Origin of the sequence: Nonomuraea sp. NPDC050540 (assembly GCF_044457485.1) — a bacterium.
In the GTDB taxonomy this organism is placed as follows: domain Bacteria; phylum Actinomycetota; class Actinomycetes; order Streptosporangiales; family Streptosporangiaceae; genus Nonomuraea.
The window spans coordinates 284,260-309,056 of record NZ_JBITHA010000003.1; the positions used below are offsets into that span (position 1 = coordinate 284,260).

Annotated in this window: 19 protein-coding genes; 12 read left to right on the forward strand and 7 right to left on the reverse strand. The window is 73.3% G+C overall.

The genetic code is table 11. The features are described from left to right. The first annotated feature begins 17 nt into the window (after nucleotides 1-17). The 4 genes from ACIBI5_RS11640 to ACIBI5_RS11655 all read left to right on the forward strand — a co-directional run bounded on the left by ACIBI5_RS11640 (nucleotide 18) and on the right by ACIBI5_RS11655 (nucleotide 3,383). On the forward strand, nucleotides 18-440 hold the full coding sequence (locus ACIBI5_RS11640) for a DUF5304 family protein (protein WP_397245775.1): 423 nt from the start codon (nucleotides 18-20) through the stop codon (nucleotides 438-440). A gap of 2 nt (nucleotides 441-442) precedes the next feature. Beyond that, nucleotides 443-1,375: an ROK family glucokinase gene (locus ACIBI5_RS11645; RefSeq protein ID WP_397246767.1), complete on the forward strand. Its 933-nt coding sequence runs from the start codon at nucleotides 443-445 to the stop codon at nucleotides 1,373-1,375. Nucleotides 1,376-1,407: 32 nt separating this feature from the next. Then, nucleotides 1,408-2,112 (forward strand): endonuclease/exonuclease/phosphatase family protein, encoded by a 705-nt coding sequence (locus ACIBI5_RS11650; RefSeq protein WP_397245777.1) that lies wholly within the window; start codon nucleotides 1,408-1,410, stop codon nucleotides 2,110-2,112. Nucleotides 2,113-2,267: 155 nt separating this feature from the next. Beyond that, on the forward strand, nucleotides 2,268-3,383 hold the full coding sequence (locus ACIBI5_RS11655; RefSeq protein WP_379611647.1) for a hypothetical protein: 1,116 nt from the start codon (nucleotides 2,268-2,270) through the stop codon (nucleotides 3,381-3,383). Between the two features lie 9 nt (nucleotides 3,384-3,392). On the opposite strand, the gene ACIBI5_RS11660 is transcribed toward ACIBI5_RS11655, so the two are convergent. Then, complete coding sequence (locus ACIBI5_RS11660) at nucleotides 3,393-3,860, reverse strand: hypothetical protein (RefSeq protein ID WP_379631131.1); 468 nt, start codon at nucleotides 3,858-3,860, stop codon at nucleotides 3,393-3,395. Between the two features lie 25 nt (nucleotides 3,861-3,885). Beyond that, nucleotides 3,886-4,644 (reverse strand): alpha/beta hydrolase, encoded by a 759-nt coding sequence (locus tag ACIBI5_RS11665; RefSeq protein WP_397246769.1) that lies wholly within the window; start codon nucleotides 4,642-4,644, stop codon nucleotides 3,886-3,888. Nucleotides 4,645-4,801: 157 nt separating this feature from the next. Here ACIBI5_RS11665 and ACIBI5_RS11670 point away from each other — a divergent pair, with 157 nt between their 5' ends. Next, the gene (locus ACIBI5_RS11670) at nucleotides 4,802-5,509 is read left to right on the forward strand and encodes a lysophospholipid acyltransferase family protein (RefSeq protein WP_397105290.1); all 708 of its coding nucleotides are present in this window, start codon (nucleotides 4,802-4,804) and stop codon (nucleotides 5,507-5,509) included. On the opposite strand, the gene ACIBI5_RS11675 is transcribed toward ACIBI5_RS11670, so the two are convergent. Next, a complete protein-coding gene (locus ACIBI5_RS11675) occupies nucleotides 5,506-5,961 on the reverse strand; it encodes a MarR family winged helix-turn-helix transcriptional regulator (RefSeq protein ID WP_397105292.1) in 456 nt (151 codons plus the stop codon). The genes ACIBI5_RS11670 and ACIBI5_RS11675 overlap by 4 nt on opposite strands. Nucleotides 5,962-6,005: 44 nt before the next feature. Further along, entirely contained in the window at nucleotides 6,006-7,040 is a 1,035-nt protein-coding gene (locus tag ACIBI5_RS11680; protein ID WP_397245779.1) for an alkaline phosphatase PhoX, read from the reverse strand. A gap of 101 nt (nucleotides 7,041-7,141) precedes the next feature. Between ACIBI5_RS11680 and ACIBI5_RS11685 the strand changes: the two genes are divergently transcribed. Continuing rightward, nucleotides 7,142-9,535 (forward strand): P-loop NTPase fold protein, encoded by a 2,394-nt coding sequence (locus ACIBI5_RS11685; RefSeq protein WP_397245781.1) that lies wholly within the window; start codon nucleotides 7,142-7,144, stop codon nucleotides 9,533-9,535. A gap of 65 nt (nucleotides 9,536-9,600) precedes the next feature. Here the strand turns inward: ACIBI5_RS11685 and ACIBI5_RS11690 are convergent, their stop codons facing one another. Next, on the reverse strand, nucleotides 9,601-10,068 hold the full coding sequence (locus ACIBI5_RS11690) for a Dps family protein (RefSeq protein WP_397245783.1): 468 nt from the start codon (nucleotides 10,066-10,068) through the stop codon (nucleotides 9,601-9,603). Nucleotides 10,069-10,170: 102 nt separating this feature from the next. Between ACIBI5_RS11690 and ACIBI5_RS11695 the strand changes: the two genes are divergently transcribed. From ACIBI5_RS11695 to ACIBI5_RS11720, 6 genes are all read left to right on the forward strand, one after another. Beyond that, nucleotides 10,171-11,109 carry a helix-turn-helix domain-containing protein gene (locus ACIBI5_RS11695; RefSeq protein ID WP_397245785.1) on the forward strand — a complete coding sequence of 313 codons (939 nt, stop codon included), beginning with the start codon at nucleotides 10,171-10,173 and terminating at the stop codon, nucleotides 11,107-11,109. Continuing rightward, the gene (locus tag ACIBI5_RS11700) at nucleotides 11,106-13,445 is read left to right on the forward strand and encodes a VIT domain-containing protein (protein WP_397245787.1); all 2,340 of its coding nucleotides are present in this window, start codon (nucleotides 11,106-11,108) and stop codon (nucleotides 13,443-13,445) included. The genes ACIBI5_RS11695 and ACIBI5_RS11700 overlap by 4 nt, the downstream gene beginning before the upstream one ends. Before the next feature lie 239 nt (nucleotides 13,446-13,684). Then, the gene (locus ACIBI5_RS11705; protein WP_397245789.1) at nucleotides 13,685-15,925 is read left to right on the forward strand and encodes an arylsulfatase; all 2,241 of its coding nucleotides are present in this window, start codon (nucleotides 13,685-13,687) and stop codon (nucleotides 15,923-15,925) included. Nucleotides 15,926-15,943: 18 nt separating this feature from the next. After that, nucleotides 15,944-16,807, forward strand: coding sequence for a homocysteine S-methyltransferase (gene mmuM / locus ACIBI5_RS11710; RefSeq protein WP_397245791.1), 864 nt, complete (start codon nucleotides 15,944-15,946; stop codon nucleotides 16,805-16,807). Nucleotides 16,808-16,907: 100 nt separating this feature from the next. Continuing rightward, complete coding sequence (locus ACIBI5_RS11715; protein ID WP_397245793.1) at nucleotides 16,908-18,410, forward strand: MFS transporter; 1,503 nt, start codon at nucleotides 16,908-16,910, stop codon at nucleotides 18,408-18,410. Next, nucleotides 18,397-20,655, forward strand: a complete 2,259-nt coding sequence (locus tag ACIBI5_RS11720) for a DPP IV N-terminal domain-containing protein (protein ID WP_397245795.1) — start codon at nucleotides 18,397-18,399, stop codon at nucleotides 20,653-20,655. Before ACIBI5_RS11715 ends, ACIBI5_RS11720 begins: the two co-directional genes overlap by 14 nt. Nucleotides 20,656-20,661: 6 nt before the next feature. Here the strand turns inward: ACIBI5_RS11720 and ACIBI5_RS11725 are convergent, their stop codons facing one another. Together ACIBI5_RS11725 and ACIBI5_RS11730 are read right to left on the reverse strand one after the other, a co-directional pair. Further along, the gene (locus ACIBI5_RS11725; RefSeq protein ID WP_397245797.1) at nucleotides 20,662-23,730 is read right to left on the reverse strand and encodes a BTAD domain-containing putative transcriptional regulator; all 3,069 of its coding nucleotides are present in this window, start codon (nucleotides 23,728-23,730) and stop codon (nucleotides 20,662-20,664) included. 138 nt (nucleotides 23,731-23,868) lie between these two features. After that, nucleotides 23,869-24,789: a helix-turn-helix domain-containing protein gene (locus ACIBI5_RS11730; protein ID WP_397245799.1), complete on the reverse strand. Its 921-nt coding sequence runs from the start codon at nucleotides 24,787-24,789 to the stop codon at nucleotides 23,869-23,871. Nucleotides 24,790-24,797 lie beyond the last annotated feature (8 nt).

Below are 24,797 nucleotides of genomic sequence, written 5' to 3' on the forward strand. Positions count from 1 at the left end.
TCGGCAGGGAGGGCCAGATGACTGAGACGAGCAACGACAGGGACCCGATCGGATCCGTGGCGGACGAGGCGCGCAAGCTGTTCGGCGTGATCCAGGACCGCGCGACCAGGCAGGTCGGCAAGACCGTCTTCAACTCCGTCGCCAGCACCGTCACCGGCGGCGGGCGCAAGGAGAAGGACGTGTGGGGCGAGGCCGTGTCCGAGCCCCACGACGAGTACATCTGCCGCGCCTGCCCGGTCTGCCGGGCGATCGCGGCGCGGCGGGAATCCGGCTCGGACGTGGCCGGGCACCTGGTGGCCGCGGGCGGAGAGTTGTTCGCCGCGGTCCGTGGCGCGTTCGACGCGCTGAACAGGCCCACCCCCGGGGCCGCCGACAGGACTCGCGACCGCACGCGCGACGAGCGCGGCGGCGACGACGTGGAACACATCGACCTGGGGTGAGCATGCTGACTATCGGGGTGGACATCGGCGGCACGAAGGTCGCCGCCGGCGTGGTCGACGAGGACGGCGAGATCGTCGCGCACGCGCTGCGCCCGACGCCGGCCGACCAGCCGGACCTCGTCGCCGAGACCGTGGCCGACGTGGTCAAGGAGCTCGCCGAGGGCCGCGAGATCGAGGCGATCGGCGTCGGCGCGGCCGGGTTCGTCGACGAGACCCGCTCGGTCGTGCGCTTCGCCCCGAACCTCGCGTGGCGCGAGGAACCTCTGCAGAAGAAGATCACCGGCCTGGTGGGCCTGCCGGTCGTCGTCGAGAACGACGCCAACGCGATGGCGTGGGGCGAGACCAACTTCGGCGCCGGACGCGGGCAGACCCACGTCGTCTGCATCACCGTCGGCACCGGCATCGGCGGCGGGCTCGTCTTCGACGGCAAGCTGTTTCGCGGCCGGTGGGGGATGGGCGCCGAACTCGGGCACATGCAGGTCGTTCCCGAGGGACGGCTGTGCGGGTGCGGCAACCTCGGCTGCTGGGAGCAGTACGCCAGCGGCAACGCCCTCGTCGCCGACGCCCGGGAGATCGCCAGGCAGCAGCCCGAGCGGGCGCGGATCCTGTTCGAGCTGGCCGGGGAGAAGATCGAGGGCGAGGAGGTGACCGAGGCCGCCCGCAAGGGCGACGACGCCTCGCTGTCCGCCTTCGCCTCGCTGGCCGACTGGCTGGGGCAGGGCATGGCCGACCTGGCCGCCGTCCTCGACCCCGGCTGCTTCATCATCGGCGGCGGCGTCTCGCGCGCCGCCGACCTGTTCTTCGACCAGGCGAAGGAGACCTTCGCCCGTCAGCTCACCGGCCGCGGGCACCGTCCCGTCGCCGACATCCGGCTGGCCGAGCTCGGCGCCTCCGCCGGGGTCGTCGGCGCGGCCGACCTGGCGCGGCAGCGCTGACAGGGGCGCCGGACGGGGTTAGATTCCCCAGCGTGAGGGTCGGCACGTACAACGTGCGCGGGCTGAAGGACAGCGTGCCCGCGCTGGTCCGCGTGATCACGGCGATGCGCGCGGACGTGCTGTGCGTGCAGGAGGCGCCGCGCTTCCTCTACTGGCGCGGACGGCGCCAGGCGCTGGCCGAGGCGGCGGGTATGCGGGTGGCGGCCGGCGGGCGGCTCGGCGGGGTGTCGGTCTACGTGGGTCCGCGGGCACGGGTCCTGCACGCCGAGCACCACGTGCTGAAGATCTTCCTGGGGCTGGAGATCCGGGGCGTGGCGATCGCCGTGGTGGAGCTCGACGGGGTACGGCTGGCGGTCGCCTCCATCCACCTCGACCTGAGCGCCGCGGCCCGCTTCCACCACGCGGTGGAGGCGCTGGGGCGGCTGGAGAAGGCCGCGGCGCGGTTCGGGGCCGTCCCGGTGGTGTGCGGGGACGTCAACGAGCAGAGTGACGCGCCCACCTGGCGGTACCTGGCCGGGCGGCTGTCGGACGCGTACGTGTGGGCGCCGCGGGGGGACGGGATGACGTTCACGGCCCGGGAGCCGCGCAAGCGGATCGACGGGGTGTTCACGGGCGCCGGTGTCCGGGTGATGGCCTGCGGGGGCGTCGGGGCCGCCCGCGACGACCTGATCTCCGCCACCGATCACCTGCCCGTCGTCGCCGAGCTGGCCGGTCACGCCCAGGCAACGGTCAGCTGAACATCTTCCCGTGTCGTTCCGCGCACGCTGGGTGATCTTGCCCAGGTCAGACCGGGTGATACGGGATCCCCGCGGGCCACGGGCCTGGGCGCCGCGCGAGGCCTGATGGCGGGGTCCCCGGGCGGGCGTGCTCGCGCAGCCCGTACCATTTGCTCATGACCCGTCGCTCTCGGCGGCGTGCGCTCTCCCTGACCGCGGCGGTGTGTCTGGCGTCCTCGCTGGTCGCCCCGGCCGGAGTGGCGCATGCTGACCCTCGCCCTGCCACGATCGAGGCGTGGCAGCAGTCGACGAGCGCGCGGCTGGACGCCGACGGCTCACTCTCCGACGTGCTGGCGTTGTCGGCGGGCGACATCTGGGCCGTGGGCCAGCAGGCGATCTGGGACGTCTGGAAGAACCGCGGCACCATCCGCCACTGGAACGGCAAGGCCTGGGGCGAGGTCGCCATCCGCGACTCCACGGGCGCGGGGAACCTGCGCAGCGTGGCCGCCGCGGCGCCGGGTGAGGTCTGGGCGCTGGGCGACGGGCACGACGGCCTGCCGTACCTGGCGAAGGGCGACCTCGCGGGCTTCGACCGCGTGCAGGTGCCGGGGCTCTGGAGCGGTGACTGGCTCGGCGGGCTCGACGCGCGCGGCGGGAAGGTCGTCGCGGTCGGGCGGCGCGACAAGACCGGGCTGATCGTCACGGGCCAGGGCAACTCCTGGACGGTGCAGAAGACCAAGGAGAAGGGCGCGCTCTACGCGGTCTCCTCGGGGTTCGCGGTCGGCGACACGGGGGAGCAGCCGCTGATCGTGCGGCAGTCGGGCGGTTCGTGGAAGGCGATGCCGGTCCCGTCGGTGCCCGGCGGCTACCTGCGCGACATCCAGGTCGACAACGCCAAGCGGGCGCTGGCCGTCGGCGGCGTCTACCACGGGCCCGGCAGCGTCGAGCCGCTCGTGCTGTCGTGGAACGGCAAGAAGTGGACCCGCGAGAAGCTGCCCGCCGTCGAGGCCCGCCTCTACGGCGTCACGGGCGACGGCAAGGGCCGCTACTGGATCGCCGGGTACGACGCGGCGCGACCGACCGAGGGCTTCCTCATGCGCCAGGGCAAGGACGGCTTCCAGGTGATCAGGGGCGGCGGCACGCTCAAGGGCCGCGACGCCGTACGCCTGCAGGCCGTGACCTATCTGCCGGGCAAGGGCACGGTGTGGGCGGTCGGGCACGTCGTGGACGCCACCGACCGCTACACCGACGTCGTGGAGACGTTCGGCCTGAAGACGCCCACCCAGTCCTGAGGGCGGGCGCTACAGGACCGCGCCGTCGTCCCAGCCCGAGTCGTTGGGCGGGCCGTCGCCCATCCGCACCACCAGCGCCACGAAGCCGCCGATGAAGGCGGCCACGGCGGTGAACAGCGCCCAGCCCTCCATCTCCCACTCGGCCATCGCGGCCAGCAGCAGATAGGCGGGGCCGCCGAACAGCGCCACCCAGGCCAGTTTGGTGGGCAGGTCGAGCTTGGGCAGCGGGGGCGGGGGAGGCGGCACGTAATGCCCCTCTTCCTCCTCCTCGCGCACAGGCTCGGTCTCGCCTTCGGGCTCGGCGAGGTCGGTGTCGACCTCGCGGAACTCAGGCGGACGCACCACCCGCCGGGTCGGCTCCTCCGGCACGTTCTCGCTGTCGGGCCATGGTTGGTCGGCCGAGTCGCGCTCGGCTGTCTCGTTGAAGGACGCGACGATCTGACGCCAGACCTCGTCCTCGTCACTCTGGGGCGTCACCTACGCGCCTTCCCCCTGGGTGCGTTCAGTCCCTCTGCAAGGGTACCGAGGCATGTGTCCGGATGAAGTCGAGGCTCCCGGCAAAGATCCTGTCGGCATCATTATCCAGCGTCGCAACATGGTAGCTATCGGAGAGTTCCTCGATCGTCGCGTGTTTGAGGACTTGTCGTAGTATCCCGACAGATGTCGGCTTGACTACATGGTCATCGGTGCTGTGGTACACCAGCAGCGGCTGCGTGACCTTGGTCAGGTCCGCCTGGACCAAGGACCACAACTTCGGCAGCGACGCCGCCGCCTTCACCGGGGTCCGCGTGTACGCCAGCTCCTGTACCCCGGCCTTCTTGACGTCGTTGGCCACTCCGGGCACCGACGGCAGGAACCACTTGAGCACCGGCGCCAGCCTGAGCAGCGGCACGTCGAGCGCGATCGACGGGTTGACCACCACCACCCCCTTCACCGCCGGTCCGTGGACCTCCGCCAGCCGCAGCGCGAGGCAGCCGCCCAGCGACAACCCGGCCACGAACACCTCCGAGCACCGGCCGAGAAGATCCTGGAACGCCTTCTCCACCTCGGCGTACCAATCCTCCCAGCGGGTGCGGTTCATCTCCTGCCACGTCGTGCCGTGTCCCGGCTGGCGTGGCAGCGACACGCTCAGCCCGTGCCCGGCGAGGAACTCACCCCACGGCCGCAGCGACTGCGGCGTGCCGGTGAATCCGTGGCATAACAACACGCCGACCGGACCGGCCTCGTGGTGGTATGGCTCAGCGCCAGACATGAGCGGCATGACAGCTCCCACAACATCGGCGTGGTTGTAATTCATCCCGGAATTGCCCGATCGTCGCACGGTTATCGCCGTTGTGCGAGAGCATGTGTAGGAGCATCGGCCCTGGGATGCGAAGATGACTCTGCTCGCAGAACCAGATTCGCGAAGGGGTGGCCGGGTGTTCTATTGGGTGGTCAAGGCCATCTTGGCGCCGATCCTCCACGTGGTGTTCCGCCCCTGGGCAGAGGGCGTCGAGAACGTGCCCAAGCACGGCCCGGCGATCCTCGCCGGCAACCACCTGTCGTTCGCCGACCACTTCTTCGGTCCGCTCCAGCTCCGCCGTAAGGTCATCTCGCTCGGCAAGTCCGACTACTTCACCGGCCGGGGACTCAAGGGCTTCTTCACCCGGATGTTCTTCAGCGGGGTCGGCACCGTGCCCATCGACCGCTCCGGCGGCAAGGCCAGCGAAGCCGCCCTGCGCACCGGCAAGCGCATCCTGCGCGAGGGCAACGTCCTCGGCATCTACCCCGAGGGCACCCGCTCGCCCGACGGCCGCCTCTACAAGGGCAAGACCGGCGTGGCCCGCATGGCTCTGGAGTCGCGCGTCCCGGTGATCCCGTGGGCGATGGTCAACACCTACGAGATGATGCCGCCCGGCCGCGTCCTGCCCAAGCTCGGCATCCGGCCGGGCGTGCGCTTCGGCAAGCCGCTCGACTTCTCCCGCTACTACGGCATGGAGGAGGACCGGCTCGTGCTGCGGGCGGTCACCGACGAGATCATGTACGCGCTCATGGAGCTGTCCGGCCAGGAGTACGTCGACAAGTACGCCGCCAGCGCCAGGGTCGAGATCGAGCGCGCCGCCCGCGCGGCGCGCCAGCAGTCCTAGTCCCGCAGCACCGCCTGCGCCTTGAGCAGCGCCTGTGTCATCGTGCGCAGCTCGTCGGGCGTGAGATGGTCGATGAGGTACTCGCGCACCACGTCCACGTGCCCCGGCGCGGTGCGCTCCAGGCAGCGCAGGCCGTCGTCGGTCAGCACCGCCAGCACGCCCCGGTCGTCGGAGGGGCAGGTGGTGCGCTCCACCAGCCCCGCCTTCTCCAGCTGGGTGATCTGGTAGGTCAGCGCGCTCTTGGTGACCACGACCTCCCTGGCCAGCTGCGTCATCCGCAGCCGCCGGTCAGGCTCGTCGGACAGCCGTACGAGGATCTCGTACTGCGGATGCGTCAGGCCGGCCTCCGTCTTCAGCTGCTCCTCGATGCGCCGTTCGAGCAGATGCGCGGTGAACAGGAAGGCCCGCCAGGCGGCCGCCTCCGTCTCGTCGAGCCACCGTGTCTGTGTCACCCCACCATTGCACCACCCCGGGCGGGCGCCCGCGCGATCACCTCTCACGCGCGGAACGGGCCGGTCACCTCGAACGTGTGCCCGTCGGTGCCGGCCCTGGCCCCCGTGCGGCCGCGCTGGGAGGAGAAGTAGAGGCGGGTGCCGTCCGGGCTGAAGGCGGGACCGGCCGGCTCGGAGCGTCCGTGCCCCTCCAGCCGGGCGAAGGGCGCCGCCTCCCCGGCACGGGTGATCACGCTGATCTCCATGGTGCCGCCGTCCCGGTTCACGTCACGGAGCGTCTCCAGCCGGCCGGTGCCGGCCTCGTAGCTCCACACCCGGCCGTCGCCCTCGCTGGTGAAGGAGCAGATCCCGTCCGCGTAGCGGCAGCCTCCCGCGCCGTCGAAGCGCAGGGCGTCGGGCACCTGGAAGCGGGTCGGTTCGACCGGCGCCGCCGGATGGGGCACCGGGCGCCACGCGCCGCCGGTGGCGAGCACCTCCAGCGTGCCCTCGGTGAGGTCGGCCCAGTCGCGGGGGCGGAAGCGGTAGAAGCAGCCGTCGGGCTCGTCCTCGGTCAGGTACACCACCTGGCGCTCCGGGTCGCAGGCCACCGCCCCGTGCCGGAACCTGCCCATCGCCAGGCGCGGGCGGGCGGCGCGCTCGCCGTACGGGTCGCACTCGAACACGCGGCCGCTCTCCGTCTCCTCGCACGACAGCCAGGTGTTCCACGGTGTCGCGCCCCCGGCGGAGTTGAGCGTGGTGCCCGGCAGGACGCGGTAGGCCTCGATCACGGTGCCGTTGGCGCCGAAGCACAGCGCGGACGCCCCGCCCAGCAGGGGAACCTTCGAGTTGGAGACATAGATCCAGCCGTCGCCGTCGGGGAAACAGGCGCCGCCGGCGGGCGCCGCGTGCCACTTCAGGCCCGCCACCTTCCGCCCGCTTCTCGCCACGATCCGGCTGGTGAACCCCTCGGGGAGCGCGAGCCCGTCGCCGTTGGGCGGCAGCAGCGGCCCGTACGGGCCGGCGCCGGCCCCGGCCGTATCTTGCCCGAGCGTGCCCACCGCCACGGCGGCGCTCGCGCGGAGGGGCGTGCTGGGCAACATGCCGTCAGTCGATCGCACCGACGTGAATGGGAGGTACTCGCAAGGCCAAACTCTCCGCAAACCTGGGGCCACCGGTACCGCGGAGTCGGCACATTTCGATCATGACAGCTCTACGGCTGGCGCCCGCGATCAAAGCACGCAGGGCCCTGGTCTATCTCGACGGGACGCCGTCGGCGCCCCGCCTGGCCCGAGCGCTGCGCATGACCGGATACGACGTGCGCACCGTGGAGGCGGCCGACGCGGCTCCGCGGGAACTGGCGGCGTTCCTGACCTCTGCCCAGCCGGACGAACTCCTGCTGGTGCGCTGGCCGTCGGGCGCCGGGTGGGCGCCGAGCTCGTTCACGCGGCTCATCGTGGACTTCGGCCGCCGCCTCGGCGACTCGCCCGCCGCCGCGCTCGTACTGGTCGTGGACTTCGGCTGGGTCGTCAACGGCGACGGCGAGGCCCGGCTGAACGTGCCAGGCGACCCGCCCGTCGTCGCCGCCGCGCTGACCGCCTCCATGGCCTCCACGAGCGACAGGCCCGGTAGCGCGCCCAGCCTCACCGGGGTGCTGGCCGACGCGCTGCTCGCAGCCGACGGGCCGCTCACCATCGCCGACCTGCACGAACTGGCCACCGCCAGGTACGCGGGCTCGGGGCTGACCGCGATGCTCTTCAGCCACGGCGACATCGCGCACGTGCCGGTCGGCACCGGGCAGCGGTTCACCGCCGATCCGGCCAGGCGGCGCAGGGACGCCCAGGGGCGGGCCGTACGGCCGCGCACGCTGCTGGCCTCCGACCGCTGGACGCTCGACGACCGGCTGGGCCACCGCGTCTACGCCGAGGCGATCGCGGCGTTCCTGCGGCACCGGGACACCTCGCCGCCGCTGACGATCGGCATCAAGGGGCCGTGGGGGGCGGGCAAGACCTCGCTCATGCGGATGGTGCAGGACCTGCTGGATCCGCCCGGGTCGGGCGGGCTGCGGCTGCGGCGCCGTACGGGGAGGCTGACCAACCTCGACGTGCTCGGCCGGCTGCGCGTGCGGCGGCCCGCCGACGCGTGCGCGCAGGCGCCCGCGGACGCGGGCTGGCGGCCGACGGTGTGGTTCAACCCCTGGATGTACCAGAACGGCGAGCAGGTCTGGGCCGGGCTCGCGCACGAGATCATCAGCCAGATCACCGGCCGGCTGCCGGCCGCCGAGCGCGAGCGCTTCTGGCTGGAGCTGAACCTGTCGCGCATCGACACCGAGGAGGTGCGCCGGCGCATGTACTGGCTGGCGCTGACCCGCCTCGCGCCCGTGGCGCTCGGGCTGCTGGCCACGGGGCTGGTCACCGCCGCCTGCACGGCGGCCAGCGCCCTGTTCCCCTCCTTGCAGGGTACGGCTGCCGCCGTCGCCTCGGCCGGCTGCCTGGCCTCGGTGGGCGCGGGGGTGATGCGGATGGCGAGGTTCCTGGCCGAGTCGGCCGACGGCGCCTTCGGCCCGCTGGTGCGCCAGCCCGATCCGCTGGCCCGCTTCGGCGTGGCCGACCAGGGCTACCGCAACCAGGCCGGGCTGCTGCACCTGGTCCAGGGCGACATGCGCCGGGTCCTGGACCTGGTCGCCACCGAGGAACGCCCGCTGGTGGTCTTCGTCGACGACCTCGACCGCTGCTCGCCGGGAACGGTGTCGCAGGTGATCGAGGCGATCAACCTGTTCGTGGCCGGCGACTTCGGCAACTGCGTGTTCGTGCTGGGCATGGAGCCCGAGGTGGTCGCGGCGCACGTCGGGCTGGCCTACCGGGAGCTGATGGGGACGCTGCCAGACGAGCGCACCTACCGGCTCGGCTGGCGCTTCCTGGAGAAGATCGTGCAGTTGCCGTTGAGCGTCCCGTCGCTGGACGAGGGCGCGCCCGACTACATCAAGGAGGTACTGGGGCTGCGCTCGTCCGCGCCCCTCGCCCAGCCGGTGCCGGAGCCGAGAGCGGAGCTCGTCGACCGGCTGGAGACCGCGATCCGCAGCCTGTCACCGACGATCGAGACGCTGGACCAGGCGGCCCGCAGCGCGCAGGCGGCGGCGGGGCCGTCCGAGGCGGCCTCCCTCGCCGCGGCCAGGGCCGCCGACCGGGTGTTCGACGAGCTCTACAGCGACGAGCGGGCCTGCAGGGCCGTGGAGACGGCGCTGCCCGCGCTCAACCTCACCAATCCGCGCGAGGTGAAGCGGTACCTGAACGTGTTCCGCTTCTACTCCTTCATCACCTACCGCCGCCATCTGGCCGGGCAGCCGCATCACGGTGACGAGTGCGTGGCCAAGGTGGCGGCGCTGACCATCAGGTGGCCGCACCTGTTGTGGGCGCTGGCGCAGGAGGCGCACCCGGGGGCCACGGTGCTCGAACGGCTGGAGGAGGCGGCGCTGGCGTGCGACGGCGACGGGTGGGCCCGCACGATGGCGGAGGCCGGGCTGGCTGAGGAGGAGGCGTTGCGCCAGCTCCTGGCCACCCGGCCGCCGATCGCCGCATTGGCCCGCACCCTGCTTTAGCGCCTTGGCGCTGGGCGCCGGGTCCGTCTCTGGCGCCGGGTCTGTCTCTGGCGCCGGGTCTGTCTCTAGCGCTGGGCCTGGAACATCCAGTGCTGCTTCTCGATGTCCTGCGCGACCGCGATGAGCAGGTCCTGGGTGACCGGGTCCGGCTCGTCGGTGGCAGCGATGCGCTCGCGCAGACGCCGGCCGACGCCCTCGAGGATGTCGGTGAACAGGGCGACGACCTTGCCGTCCTCGATCCACGCCCGCTCGGGCTGGGCCAGCTTCGTGGCGCCGGCGACGGTGGCGGCCCGGCCGTCCGGGTTCAGCCCCAGCGCCACGGCCCGCTCGGCGAGCGTGTCGGCGTGCTCGCGCGTGATCGCGACGAGTTCGTCGAGCTGCAGGTGCAGGGGGCGGAAGTGCGCGCCGATGACGTTCCAGTGCGCCTGCTTGGCGACCAGGGAGAGGTCGATGAGGTCCACCAGCGCGCCCTGGAGCGCGTCGGCCACGACCTTCTTGGCGTCTCCGGAGAGAGGTCCGGTGATCGGTGCCATATCTGAATCCTCCTTGTAAATCCGCTTCGTCTGGTTCAACAGATCTTGCTGCCCGATTCTTCCGCATTGACACTGCAATAGTGACAGTGTAATTGTGAGGGTATGAGGGATACCTGGACCATCGGCGAGCTGGCGGAGCGGGCGGCGGACGCGCTGCGGCCCGGCCTCCAGCGCGCCAACGGCCGGATCCGCGAGGTGCCCGGCGAGCGTCTCATCCGCTGGTACACGACCATCGGCCTCGTCGACCCGCCCCTGACCAGACGCGGCCGCCTCGCCCAGTACGGCAGGCGGCACCTGCTCCAGGTCGTGGCGGTCAAACGTCTGCAGGCCGAGGGCCACTCGATAGCCGAGATCCAAACCCGCCTGACCGGCGCCACCGACTCCATGCTGGAAGCCACCGCCCACCTGGAGCCACCAGGCGGCGACCCAGGCGGCGACCTGGGCGGCCACTCGGGCGGTGACCTTCCCGACGGGACCCGGGACCAGGGCTCGCGCCCCCACTTCTGGGCCTCCCACCCCACAACAGAACCCACCCCACACACCCCATCGGCACCCGCCACACCGGCCCCGGCGGCACCCACCGCGGCCGGGCCGGAAGGCTCGTCCCGGGCCCCGGCGGAGCCTTTCCCGGCCTCCGCCGTCGGCGCGCCGCAGGCCGCCCCGGGCGCGGCCACCCAGGGTTCCGCCTCGGAGGTTGTCCATGGGCTTGCGAGGGACGCCGCCCAGGAAAGCGCGAGGGACGCCGCCCAGGAAAGCGCGCCGGAGGCGGCCCAGGGAACCGCGCCGGAGGCGGCCCCGAAGTCCGCGCCGGCGGCTGCTCGTGAAGAGGCGCCGGCTGCCGTCCGGGAAGGCGTCCGGCGACCCGATCGGGGTTCCGGCCGGGACGGGCGGGGCGGGCGGGTTTCTGGGGTGTGGCTGGCGCCCGGAGTGGCGCTGGTGCTGGATAGCGCCGGCCGTACCCCCACAGACGATGACATCGAGGCAGTCCTCGCCGCGGCCGGACCGCTTCTTCAGGTGCTACAGGAGAGGAAGCTCACATGAAGATCACTTCTCTCGATCCGGCCCGCTGCCTGCCGCTGCCCGACGCCGGGCTGGGGGCGCTGGAGACCGGGCGCGGCAACCTCCCGCTGGAGAGCGTCGACGTGGCCGCCTCGATCTCGGGGCTGGTCGCGGGGGTGGAGGTCGCGCAGGGGTTCAGGAACCCGTTCGAGGTGCCGCTGGAGGCCACCTACGTCTTCCCGTTGCCCGACCGCGCCGCCGTCACCGCCTTCCGCATGGAGGCCGGCGACCGGGTGATCGAGGGTGTGCTCAAGGAACGCGGTGAGGCCAGGGCCGACTACGACCAGGCGCTGCGCGAGGGGCGGCGGGCGGCGATCGCGGAGGAGGATCGGCCGGATGTGTTCACGATCCGGGTGGGCAACATCGTGCCGGGCGAGCGGGTCACCGTCCGGCTCACGCTGAGCCAGCCGCTTCCCTACGAGGACGGCGCCGCCACCTTCCGCTTCCCGCTGGTGGTCGCGCCGCGCTACGTTCCCGGCACGCCACTGGACGGGGCGCCGGCCGGTGACGGCGTGGCGCCCGACACCGACGCGGTGCCGGACGCCTCCCGCGTCTCGCCGCCGGTGCTGCTGCCGGGCTTCCCGAATCCGGTACGGCTGTCGCTCACGGTCGACGTGGACGCCGCCGGCCTGGAACTGCGCGAGCTGGCCTCCAGCCTGCACCTGGTCCGGCGGGAGGGGAACCGGCTCAGCCTGGAGCCGGGCGAACGGCTGGACCGGGACTTCATCCTGCGCCTCGGGTTCGACGCCTCGACGGCGCTGCAGCTCGACGGCGCCGGGACGTTCGCGCTCACCGTGGTGCCACCGCCGCCGGCCGGGACGCGTACGCCGCGGGACCTGGTGCTGCTGCTCGACCGCTCGGGCAGCATGGGCGGCTGGAAGATGGTCGCCGCCCGCCGTGCCGCCTCCCGCATCGTCGACACGCTCACCGACCAGGACCGCTTCGCCGTACTCGCCTTCGACTCCTACGTCGAGGCGGCCTTCGACGGCCTGCGCGAGGCGAGCGACCGCAACCGCTACCGGGCCGTCGAGCACCTGTCGCGCATGGACGCCCGCGGCGGCACCGAGCTCCTCGAACCCCTGCGCCAGGCGATCACCCTGCTCGGCGAGACCACCCGCGAGCGCGTGATCGTCCTGGTCACCGACGGCCAGGTCGGCAACGAGGACCAGATCCTCGAGCAGACCGGCGGCGCGCTGTCGGCCATGCGGGTGCACACGGTCGGCATCGACCAGGCGGTCAACGCCGGGTTCCTGAGCCGTCTGGCCGGTCTCGGCGCCGGCCGCTGCGAACTGGTCGAGTCGGAGGACCGGCTCGACGCCGCCATGGAGCAGATCCACCGCAGGATCGGCGCGCCGCTGGTGACCGACCTGTCGCTGAAGGGCCTGGAGACCGAGCCGGGCACCGTCACGCACCTGGGCTCGATCTTCCCCGGGGTGCCGCTGCGCGTGTACGGCCGCTACCGCGAGGCGGCCGCCGTGACCGTGCGCGGGCTGGCCGCGGGCGCACCGTGGGAGGAGCAGGTGCCCGCGACCGTCGTGGACAACCCCGCGCTCAGGGCCGTCTGGGCCCGCGCCCACCTGCGCGAGCTGGAGGACCGCTACGCGATGGGCGAGCACGAGCTGGAGGGCCAGATCGTGCGGACCTCTCTGGAGTACGGCGTGCTGTGCCGCTTCACCGCCTACGTGGCCGCCGACACCCGGCAGGTCGCCGAGGGCGGGCCGGAGCACCGGGTGATACAGCCGGTCGAGATGCCACGCGGCTGGGACATGCCCGCCGCCGCCCCGATGGCCGCCGCCGCCTTCCACATGCCGGCGCCCGGCTCACCCCTGGCCGGGCCGGCCGCCGAGATCCACGAGGCGGCCGACGGCATCGCGAGCTACGGCAGCGCGGGCGGCGCCGCCGGTTCGCGCGGCTTCACCCCGCCTCCTCCCACGGGCGGCGGCCAGGCGATGAAGCGCGGACGGGGTTTCGCGAGGGCCATGCCCGCCGCCCGGCCCATGGCCCCGGGCGCGGTGCGTCACTCCCTCGACGCGGTACGCCCGCAGCTGGTGGCCGAACTGGACCGCCTGAAGGCGACCCGAGGCGTGCCCGACCCGCTGTACCTGGCCGACCTGGCCTCCCGGCTGTCCGTGCTCGCCGCCTTCCTGGGCGGACACGCGGAGCTGGCGGCATTGGCCCGCGAACTGGAGTCCGCCGACCGGCCGGGCGCCGACCTGGCCGCCCTGTGGGCCCGCGCCATCGAGGTCCTCACCTCCCTGACCTCGGACGGAGGTACCTCGGACGGCACCCCCAGAGCCGCCTTCTGGAAGCGCCCCTGACCACCTCGCCGTGGGCGTCGGCCAGCCCGGCGCGCACGGCATCCACCACAGCGGGGGGCCACCCCGAAGCGACGGGCCTTCCGAAGCGCGGCTGGAGATCTCCCGACTCGCCGGATCTGTCGGGTCTGTGCGCTTGTGGGCTTGGGGCCCGTGGGGCCGGCGGCTCCGGTGGGGGCGCGGGGAAGGGTGGGGCGGTCTGCGGTTGGCTGGGGTGATCTTTTCGGGTTATAACCCGAACCATGGAATTCCAGGGACGCGTAGGGCGGACGTTCGCAGGTTCCGAGTCCTGGTGGCCGCCGCGGCCGTCGCCGGGTTCCGGGGCGCCCAACATCGTGCTGGTCCTGGTGGACGACGTCGGCTTCGCCGACCTGGGCTGCTACGGGTCGGAGATCCCCACCCCCCACCTGGACGAGCTGGCCGCCCACGGAACCCAGTGGACCGACTTCCACGTCACCCCCATGTGCTCCCCGACCAGGGCGGCCCTGCTCACCGGGGTCGACCCGCACCGCGTGGGCGTCGGGCACGTGGCCAATTCCGACCCGGGGTTCCCCGGGTACGCGGGGGAGCCCTCCCGTGACGCGGTCACCATGGCGGAGATCTTCAGGGACGCGGGCTGGCTCACGCTGGCCGTCGGCAAGTGGCACCTGACCAAGGACTCCGACATGTCGGATGCCGGTCCCCGCCACGCCTGGCCCCTCCAGCGGGGCTTCGACCGCTTCTACGGCTTCCTGGAGGCGTTCACCAACTTCCACCACCCGCACCGCCTCATCCGCGACAACTCGGCCGTCGAGGTCGACCGCTACCCGGACGGCTACCACCTCACCGACGACCTCACCCGCGAGGCCGTCGCGATGGTCAGGCAGGCGGGCGACCAGCCGTTCTTGCTCTACCTGGCCCACGGCGCCGCCCACGCGCCGCTGCAGGCCCCCGAGGCCGACATCGCGCGGTTCGCCGGCCACTACGCCGCGGGATGGGACGCCGTCCGGCAGCGGCGCTTCCAGCGTCAGCAGAAGCTGGGGCTCCACCCCGAGGGCGCCGTCCTGCCCGAGCGCAACGCCGAGGACGGCGACGACGTCCCGGCCTGGGACTCACTCGACGAGGACACCCGCCGCCTGTTCCAGCGCTACATGGAGGTCTACGCCGCCATGATCGCCGGGATCGACCGCAGCGTCGGCGCCCTGCGCCGGACCCTGCGCGAGCTGGGCAAGCTCGACAACACCATCTTCGTGTTCACCTCCGACAACGGCGCCTCCCGCGAGGGCGAGCGGCACGGGACCACCCAGTACCTGCGCACGCTGCTGTCGGCCAACAGCCGCCACGACCGCGAGGACCCGGCGGCCGATCTGGCCAGGATCGACCTCATCGGCGGCCCCCGCACGCTGTCGCACTACCCGCGCGGCTGGGCCATGGCCTCCAACACCCCCTTCCGCCTGTACAAGCGCAACGCCCACGCGGGCGGCCACGCCGTGCCCCTGCTCGTCTCGTGGCCGGACGGGCTGCCCGCGCGCGGCGATCTGCGTCACCAGTGGGCCTACGTCACCGACGTGCTGCCGACGCTGATCGAGCTGACCGGGGTGGAGGCGGCCGAGGGGCTGCCGCGCTCGGGCGCCTCGCTGGTGAAGGCGCTGCGCGATCCGCAGGCCGTACACGATCATGTGGAGCAGTACACGGAGCTGCAGGGACACCGCGGACACGTGCGCGGCGAGTGGGAGATCGTGACCAGGCACGCGCCGCTGACGCCGTTCGGCGAGCACGAGTGGGAGCTCTACCACCGCCCGTCGGACCGCACGCAGACGCGCGACCTCGCCGGCCGCCACCCCGGGATCGTGCGCGAACTCGCCGCGGCGTGGGAGCGCGCCGCCCGCGACGGCCAGGTCTACCCGCTCGACGAGGGCTCGCGCCTGCGCTACCTGCTGCGCCCGCCGTGGCAGCAGGACCCCTCCCCGGTACGGCTGACGCCCCCCGTCCCCACGCTGGAGCGCTGGCGGGCGCTGCAGCTGATCCAGTGGCGCTCGTTCACGATCACAGTGGACGTCGCGGAGCCGGGACAGGGCGTGCTGGTGGCGCACGGCGGCCAGGGCGGCGGCTACCTGCTGTACGTGGAGGACGGCGAGGTCGTCTTCGTCCACAACGGCTACGGAGAGTTACGCGAGCTGCGGGCCGGGCCGCCCGGGGAGCGGATCGAGGTGGAGGTGCGCGCGCCGGGCGACTGGGTGTGGGAGGCGGCGGTCCGGGTGGACGGCCGCGAACGCGGGAAGCTGGCCGGACTGCCGATGCTGGCGGCGTTCTGCCCGATGGAGGGCATCGACGTGGGGGCCGACCGGCGCTCGCCGGTATCGTGGGAGGTGTTCGAACGCCATGGGCCCTTCCCGTTCAGCGGGCGGTTGCGTGAGGTGTGCTACACACCGGGTGACGTCGCGCCGGACGCGGGGGCGAACTTCGTGGATCTGGTCAGGGAGATCGGCTTACGCTTTGAATAGGGCGAATAGGCTGTTGAGGTGAAAACCCTCGTCCTGGACGGTGGCCTGGCCACCCACCTCGAAGCGCTCGGCGCCGACCTGCGCGACGAGCTCTGGTCGGCGCGGCTGCTCCTGGAGAACCCCGACCTGATCCGCGCCGTGCACGCCGCCTATTTCGCGGCCGGAGCCGACGTCGCCACCACGGCCAGCTACCAGGCCTCGGTGCACGGCTTCATGGCCCGCGGGCTGGACGGTTCCGAGGCCGCGCGGCTGATCACGCTGTCGGTGGAGCTGGCCGCGCAGGCCCGCGACGAGGCCGGCGGCGGCCTGGTCGCCGCCTCCGTGGGCCCGTACGGCGCCTATCTGGCCAACGGCGCCGAGTACACCGGCGACTACGACCTCGACGAGGACGGCCTGCGCGCCTGGCACGAGCCGCGCTGGGAGATCCTGGCGGCCGCCGAGCCGGACATGATGGCCGTCGAGACCATCCCCTCCTACCAGGAGGCGCGCGCGATCGCCCGCCTGCTGGAGGAGACGCCGCAGGTCAAGGTCTGGGTGAGCTTCTCCTGCCGGGACGAGGCGCACCTCAACGACGGCACGCCCATCACCGAGGCGGCCGCGCTGTTCTCCGGAAACCCGCAGGTGGTGGCGGTCGGCGTCAACTGCACCGCGCCCCGCCACATCCCCGGCCTCATCTCCCGGCTGACCGAACTGCCGGTCGTCGTCTACCCGAACTCGGGCGAGACCTGGGACGCCGGGAACCGCCGCTGGCTGGGCCTGTCCGACCCGATGGAGTTCGGCCAGGCGGCCAAGGAATGGCAGGAGCTCGGCGCCTCCCTCATCGGGGGCTGCTGCCGTACCACCCCCGAGCACATCAGGCACGTGGCCGCCGGCGTCAGCTGACGTGACCTGACAGGCGCGGCTCCGGGGCGTCAGGTCCGCGTCAGCTCTCCGCCGCATCGTTGGGGACGCAATCGATCCCAACGATCCGGGGGAGTTCCCGATGTCCCATCCACGCCGATGGTGGATTCTCGGCGTTCTGTGTACGGCGCTGCTGGTCCTGACCGTCGACAACATGATCCTCACGCTGGCGATCCCCTCGCTCATGCGTGAGCTGGGAGCCGGCCCCGCCGACGTCCAGTGGATCCTGGACGCCTACATCCTGGTCTTCGCCGGGATGCTGATCACCGCGGGCAGCCTGTCCGACCGCTTCGGCCGCCGCAGGATGCTGATCCTCGGGCTGGTCGTCCTCGGCGCCGCGTCCCTGCTCGCCACGTTCGCGAGCGAGCCCTGGCAGCTGATCGCCTGCCGGGCGGTCATGGGCCTCGGCGGGGCGCTGGCGATGCCCAGCACCATGTCCATCGTCATCGTCGTCTTCGAGGAGTCGGAGCGGCGCAAGGCGATGTCGGTGTGGGGCATGGTCAGCATCGTCGGCCTCGTGGCCGGTCCCACGCTCGGCGGGCTGCTGCTCCAGCACTACTGGTGGGGCGCGGTCTTCCTGGTCAACGTGCCGCTCGTGGTGGCCGCCCTCATCGGCGTCTTCGTCGTCGTGCCGGAGTCTCGGGGGCCGGCACGACGCGCCGACCCGCCGGGCGTGCTGCTGTCGGTCGTCGGGATGGCGGCGCTGGTCTGGGCGATCATCTCGCTGCCGCACGAGGGCTGGTCGGCGCCGGTGATCGTGGCGCTGGGGGGCGCCGTGATCATGCTGGGCGGGTTCGCGTGGTGGGAGGCGCGCACGGAGCATCCGATGCTGCCGCTGGGGATCTTCCGCAACCGCGACTTCACCGTGGCCGCCCTGTCGGTGGTGCTGCTGGTGTTCTCCACGGCCGCGATGCAGCTGGCCCTGACCCAGTTCCTCCAGCTCGTCCTCGGCTACGGGGCCATGACGGCGGCGCTGGCGTTCGTGCCGATGGCCATCGCGGTGCTCGTCTTCAACGTCGTGGGCGCCACGCTGGGCAAGCGGCTCAGCAACAAGACGCTGATCGTGACGGGCATGCTGGTCGTCGCCGCCGCGCAGGCCGTCCTGGCCTCCATCGGCCCCGGCGACGGATACCCGCTGCTGGCCGTGTCGCTGACGCTGATGGGCGTCGGCACCGGCATCGCCAGCCCGTCCATCTACGCCACGCTCATGGGCGCCATCCCGCGCGAGCACGCGGGGGTGGGCTCGGCGGTCAACGACACCATCCAGCAGGGCGGCACGGCCATGGGGGTGGCCGTGCTCGGCAGCGTGCTCTCGCTCGGGTACACCTCGGCGCTGCCGGAGTCCGCGCCGGAGGCGGCCAGGGTCTCACTGACCGACGCGCTGGCCGTGGCCGCGGCGACCGGCTCCGACGGGCTGGCGCAGGCCGCGCGTGAGGCGTTCCTGTCGTCCATGTCCCTCGTGAGCGTCGTGGCCACCGTGCTGTCGGTGGCCGGGACCGTCTTCGCCCTCGTCGGGCTCCGCCGTCCAGCCGCTCCCGTCGCTCCCGTCGAGCAGAGAAAGGACGAGGACTATGCGACACCTTGACGTCACCGCCTACCGGAGCGCCGAGAAGCTGCTGCCCCACCACCGGCACGAGCTCGTCACCGGCGCCAAGGTACGGCCCATGTGGATCGGCGGCGGGCCGCGCTTCTGGTACCGGGCCGGTGGCCGGTTCCTGCTCGTGGATCCGGCCGCGGGGACCCGCGAGCCGGCCTTCTACCACGCCCGCCTGGCCGATGCGCTGGCCAAGGCCTCGGGGCAGGAAGTGGACGCGGCGGCGCTGCCGTTCACCGCCATCGAGACGGACGGGGGAGCGGTCGAGTTCGCCGCGTTCGGTCAGTACTGGCGCTGTCCCCTGGACACCTACGCGGTGGAGCGCGCCGAGCCGCGGCCGGCGGCGGCCTTCGTCGAGCTCGCCGCGCCCGGCGGGGCGCGCGCGCTCTTCCGCCGCGAGCACAACCTGTGGCTGCGCGAGCTCGGCGGCGGCCGGGAGCGGGCGCTGACCTCCGACGGCGAGCCGGACCGCGAGTACGGCACGAGCCCCGACTGGTGGCAGAACTCCGTGCTGGTGCGCCGGCTCGGATTCCCCACCATGCCGCCGGCCGCCGCCTGGTCGCCGGACGGCACCCGGGTGGTCACCCACCGCACCGACCAGCGCGGCGTGCGCCGCAACGCCTTCGTCGAGGCGCTGCCCGCCGACCAGGGGCCCGCGCTCCTGCACACCCAGCGCTACGCCTACCCCGGCGACGAGCGGATCCCGCTGGCCGAGCTCGTCGTCCTCGACATCACGACCGGCTCCGTCGTCCGCGCCCAGGCCGAGCCGCTGCCGATGTCGGTGGTCTCGCCGATCATGACGCGCTGGGTGTGGTGGTCGCCCGACGGCCACGCCGTGTACTACCTGCACCAGACCCGCGACGGGCACGGCCTGTCGCTGCGCCGCCTCGACCCGGTCACCGGCCGGGTGGACACGCTGCTGACCGAGACCGGCCGCACCCGCGTCGAGCCGAACCAGTGGGCGGAAGGCCAGGCGCCCATGGTCGAGGTGATCTCCGGCGGAGGCGAGGTGCTGTGGTACTCGCAGCGCGACGGCTGGGGGCACCTCTACCTGTACGCCGCGGACGGCACGCTCAAGGGCCAGGTCACCTCGGGCGCCTGGGCGGTACGCCAGATCCTGCACGTGGACGAGTCCCGCCGGGTCGTCTACTTCACCGCCTCCGGCCTGGTCGCCGGCCACCCGTACCGCCGCACGGTCTGCCGGATCGGGCTGGACGGCGACGGGTTCGCCCGGCTCACCGCCGACGACCTGGACCACGAGGTCGTCGTCGCGCCGGACACATCATGTTTCGTCGACTCGGCCTCCACCACCGGCATCCCGCCGGTGACGACCGTGCGCCACTGGGACGGCCGCATCCTGGCCGAACTGGAGCGCGCCGACGTCACGGCCCTGCGCGCGACGGGCTGGACCCCGCCGGAGCCGTTCCGTGTCAAGGCCGCCGACGGCCGCACCGACCTGTACGGCCTGCTCCACCTGCCCCACGGCTTCGACCCCGGGCTGCGCTACCCGGTCGTCGACCACCCGTACCCGGGGCCGCAGACCAACCGCGTCCAGCCGACGTTCGACCAGGGCTACTACGGCTACGAGGCCGAGGGCATGGCCGCGCTCGGGTTCGTCGTGGTCGCGCTCGACGGACGCGGCTCACCGGGCAGGGACAAGGCGTTCTCCGACGCCTCGCTCGGCAACCTGGGCGACCCCGCCGACCACGTCGCGGCGCTGCGGCAACTGGCGGAGACCAGGCCGTGGATGGACATGGACCGCGTGGGCGTCGCCGGCGCCTCGGCCGGCGGCCACCAGGCCGTGCGCGCCATGCTCGAGTACCCCGACCTGTACAAGGCCGGCGTCTCCAGCTGCGGCAACCAGGACCTGCGCCACACCCACGCCGGGTACGGCGAGCTCTACCACGGCATGAGGGGCGAGGCCGACTACGCCGGAGTCTCCACGGTCGACCACGCCGAGCGGCTGCGGGGCAAGCTGCTGCTGATCCACGGTGCCATGGACCCCAACGTGCTGCCCGACCAGACGATGCGGCTGGCCGAACGGCTGATCATGCTGGACAAGGACGTCGAGATGCTGATCGTGCCGGGGGCCGAGCACCTGTTCTTCGGCTACGAGCACCACGTCACCCGCCGCAGGTGGGACTTCCTGGTGCGGCACGTGATGGGCGCCGAGCCGCCGGAGCACCGGATCGCGCCGATGGTGTTCGACGCGGAGCTGCTGGCCGCCTGGTTCTGACGGCGGTCACAGCCGCGACAGCGCCTCCTGCCGCGACAGCCCGGCGCCCCGTCGGTACGCGCGTTCGTACTCCGGGGCGCCGAGGCGTGCCCGCAGGTCCCCGGCCAGGGCGGCCAGTTCGGGCTCGCCGCGGTCGAAGGCCCCGCGGACCGCCTCGCTCAGGCCCAGCGCGGTGGCCGCGCCCGCCGGATCGCCCTCCAGCAGGAGCAGCCGGGCCAGCAGTTCCGCGGCGCTCGCGGCGGCGCCCTGCGCGGCGGTGCCGCTGACCGCCGAAGGCAGCAACGCGCGGGCCCGCCCGGCCTGCCCGGCCGCCAGCAGGATGGCCATCCGGTCCGGCGCCGCCAGGTCTGCGATCGCCTCCTCCTCGACCGACAGCTCGCGGGCGAGCGCCTCCATGGCGTCGAGGGCGCGTTCCGCCTCGTCCAGCTCGCCGGCCCGGCGGTGCAGGTCGGCGATCCGGCGGTGCAGCTCCATCTCGGAGTGCCGTCGCACGCCGCCTTCCGCGCGGCGCCGTACCGCCTCGATCTCGCGCCAGGCGGAGGCGGCGTCGCCGGCGCGCACGAGCTCGGCGGCCAGCCAGGTGCGGTGCCAGATCTCCTCGCCCGCGCCGAGCTCGGTGGCCACGGTCACGCCGCGCCGGTAGTGCTCCAGCGCCGTGCCGTGGTCGCCGTCGACGGAGGCCGCCTGGGCGGCGGCGAGCAGGGTCCAGGCCATGCCGTAGCGTTCGCCCAGCTCCTCGAACCCGCGCAGGGCCTTGGCCCGCGCCCGGGTGCCGGCCCGCCAGTCGCCCCGCTCGACCAGGACGAAGGCCTCGACCCAGTGCGCGCACGCCCGCACCCAGGGCTCGCGGTGCTCCAGCGCGCGCCGCAGCTCCTGATCCGCCAGGTCGTCCAGGCCCTGGGTGAACGCGGTGCCCAGGATGACCGGCACGAGCACCCAATACTCCTCGATGGCTCCGGTCCGCACGCAGTCGCCGATCAGCGTGCGGATCCGCTCGACGCTGGGGAACCACGAGCGGTCGTTGGCCAGCTCGTGCATCGCGGCGATGGCCGCCCGCGGTCGTTCGGGGACCGCCTCGCCGAGCTGGAGCGCCTCGGCCATGAAGCTCTCGGCCCTGGCGTCGTAGCGGACGTTCCAGTACCAGAACAGCGAAACGGTCAGCCGGGCCGCGGCGGCGGCGTCCCCGGCCGCGACCGCCGAGCGCAGCGCCACCACCACGTTGTCGTACTCGGCGTCGAAGACCGCGAACGCGTCGAGCTGGTCGCGCGTGTGCAGAAGCGGCTCGTGCGCCTCGGCCAGCCGGGTGAAGTGGCCGATCAGCCGGTCGCGGACCGCCTCCTGCTCGCCGCTGCGCGCCAGTTCGTCGGCGGCGAAGGCCCTGACCGTCTCCAGCATCCGGTACCGGCCGCCGGCCGCCTCCACGATCGACTTCTCGACCAGCGCGTCCAGGACGTAGGGGCCGTCCTGCTCGGCGCAGACCGCCGAGACCGCCCCCTCGTCCACGCCGCCCTGGAACACCGAGAAGCGCCTGGCCAGCGCCCGCTCCGGCTCGCTCAGCAGGTCCCAGCTCCACTGGACCACCGCGTGCAGCGTCCGCTGGTGCGGCAGCGCGACCCGGTCACCCGAGGTGAGCAGCCGGAACCGGTCGTCCAGCCGGCGCGCGACCTGCTCGACGCTCATCGAGCGCAGCCGGGCCGCCGCCAGTTCGAGCGCCAGCGGCAGCCCGTCCAGCCGCCGGCAGATGTCCGCGACCGCTTCCGGGTCGGGCGCTAGGCCCGGCCGCACGCTGAGCGCGCGGTCGGTGAACAGCCGCGCCGCCGCCTCCCGCCCGAGCGGGCCGAGCGGGCACAGCGCCTCGCCCGTGATCGCCAGCGGCTCCCTGCTCACGGCCAGCACGATGAGGTACGGCAGCCGCCCCAGCAACGCGTAGACCAGTTCGGCGACGCCGTCGACCAGCCGCTCGCAGTTGTCGAGCACCAGCACCGCCTCCCCGCCCGCGAGCAGCTCGGCCACCTGCCCGGCCGGATCGGCAGGCAGCGGACGCCCCTCCGGCGGCCGGAGGTCGGCCGACCTGAGCGCGCCGAGCACCGCGTCGGCCAGCCGGTCGGCCGTCTCCACTCCCGCCAGCGGCACGAACCACAGCCGCCCGTCCCGGTAGGCCCGGTGCCGGACCACCGCCTCCACCGCCAGCCGCGTCTTGCCCGCGCCGCCGGGCCCCACGACGGTGACCAGCCGGGAGCCCTCCATGAGCGTGAGCACCGTGCGCAGTTCCTCGTCGCGGCCGACGAAGCTGGTCAGGCGGGCCGGCAGCCGGGGTTCCGCACGGGCGGCGGGCCGGTCGTAGGAGCCGCGCAGCACGGCCAGATGCGCCTCGCGCAGCTCCTGGCCGGGATCGACGCCCAGCTGGTCGGCCAGCGCCGCCCTGACGTTCTCGTACACGGCCAGCGCCTCCGCCTGCCGTCCCGCCGAGGTCAGCGCCCGCATCCGCAGGACGGCCAGCCGCTCGCGCAGCGGATGGCGGGCGCCGGCCGCCTCCAGGTCGGCCAGGACCTCGGCGTGCCTGCCCAGCCGCAGCTCCGCCTCGAACCGTTCCTCGGCCGCCGCCGCCCGCAGCTCCTCCAGCCGGGCGGCGGACGCCCCGGCGAACGCGGCGCCGTCCAGATCCTCCAGCGCCGGTCCGCGCCACAGCCCGAGGGCCTCGGTGAGCAGGGTGGACGCGGCCTGCGGCCGGTCGGCCGCCAGTTCCTTCCTGCCGCGGGCGAGCAGGTCCTCGAAGCGGTGCGCGTCCACGTCCTCGGCCCGCGCCGCGAGGCGGTAGCCGCCGGCGACCGACTCGACCGTCTCGGGGCCGCCCAGCGCCTTGCGCAGCCGCGACACCAGCGCCTGCAGGGCGTTGGCGGCGTCCGCCGGCAGGCCCGCGGCCCAGAGGTCGTCGACCAGCGCGTCCGCCGGGACGACCCGGCCCGGGTCGAGGGCGAGCCTGGCCAGCAGGACGCGCAGCCTGGCGCCGCGTATCTCCAGCGGTGACCCGTCGTCGCCGACCGCCCGCACCCGTCCCAGTAGCTCGATCCGCACCCCACCACCCTCTCAGAAGGCGTGAGTGCGGTGAGGGCGGCGTCCTTCGCGGGACGCCGCGAGCGGTCAGGGGCCGTGCGGCGCTCTTCGCGGGACGCCGTGGGCGGCCAGGCGCTCTTCGCCGGACGAGGTGAGCGGTCAGGGGCCGCGGAACGTGCGGCGGTAGGCGGTCGGGGTCGTGGCAGCGTCACGGGACAGATGGAGGCGGAGGTTGGCGGCCGTGCCGAGGCCGCAGCGGCGCGCGACCTCGTCCACGGGCAGGTCCGTGCGCTCCAGGAGGCGGCGGGCCAGCTGTACGCGCTGGGCGGCCAGCCAGCGGTGCGGGCTGACGCCGGTCTGGGCGGTGAAGTGGCGGGCGAAGGTACGCGGCGCGAGATTGGCCCGCCCGGCCAGGTCGGCGACGGTGAGCGGGTCGGCCAGCCGTTCCAGGGCCCAGGCGCACACCTGCGCCATCCCGCCGCCGGCGGCGGGGATCGGCTGCTCCAGATACTGGGCCTGCCCGCCTTCGCGGTGCGGCGCCACCACCAGCCGCCGCGCCACCCGCACCGCCGCCTCCGCCCCGTGGTCGGTACGCACGAGGTGCAGGCACATGTCGATGCCGGCGGCGAACCCGGCACTGGTCAGCACGTTGCCGGCGCCGGCGTACAGCTTGCCCGGGTTCACCTCGACGGCCGGATAGCGTGCGGCGAGCGCGGGCGCGTCCATCCAGTGGGTGGTGGCGGGGAGCCCGTCGAGGAGCCCGGCGGCGGCGAGGGCGAACGCCCCGGTGCACACCGAGACCATGCGCGCGCCACGTGCGGCCGCCGTGCGCAGCGCCTCCAGGACGGGTTCCGCGGGCTCGTCCAGCGGCGCGTACCCGGGGACCACGACCGTGTCGGCCTCAAGCAGCGCGTCGAGGCCGTGCGCGACGGCGATCTCGAACCCCGTCGTGGCCGGCACCGGGCCGGGCGCCCGCGCGCAGACGGCGAAGGAGTACTCCTCGCCGCCGAAGACCTCCGCCGGGATGGCCAGGTCGAAGGCCACCACCGACGGCAGCGCCAGCGCCACCACCCGATGCATGGCAGGAT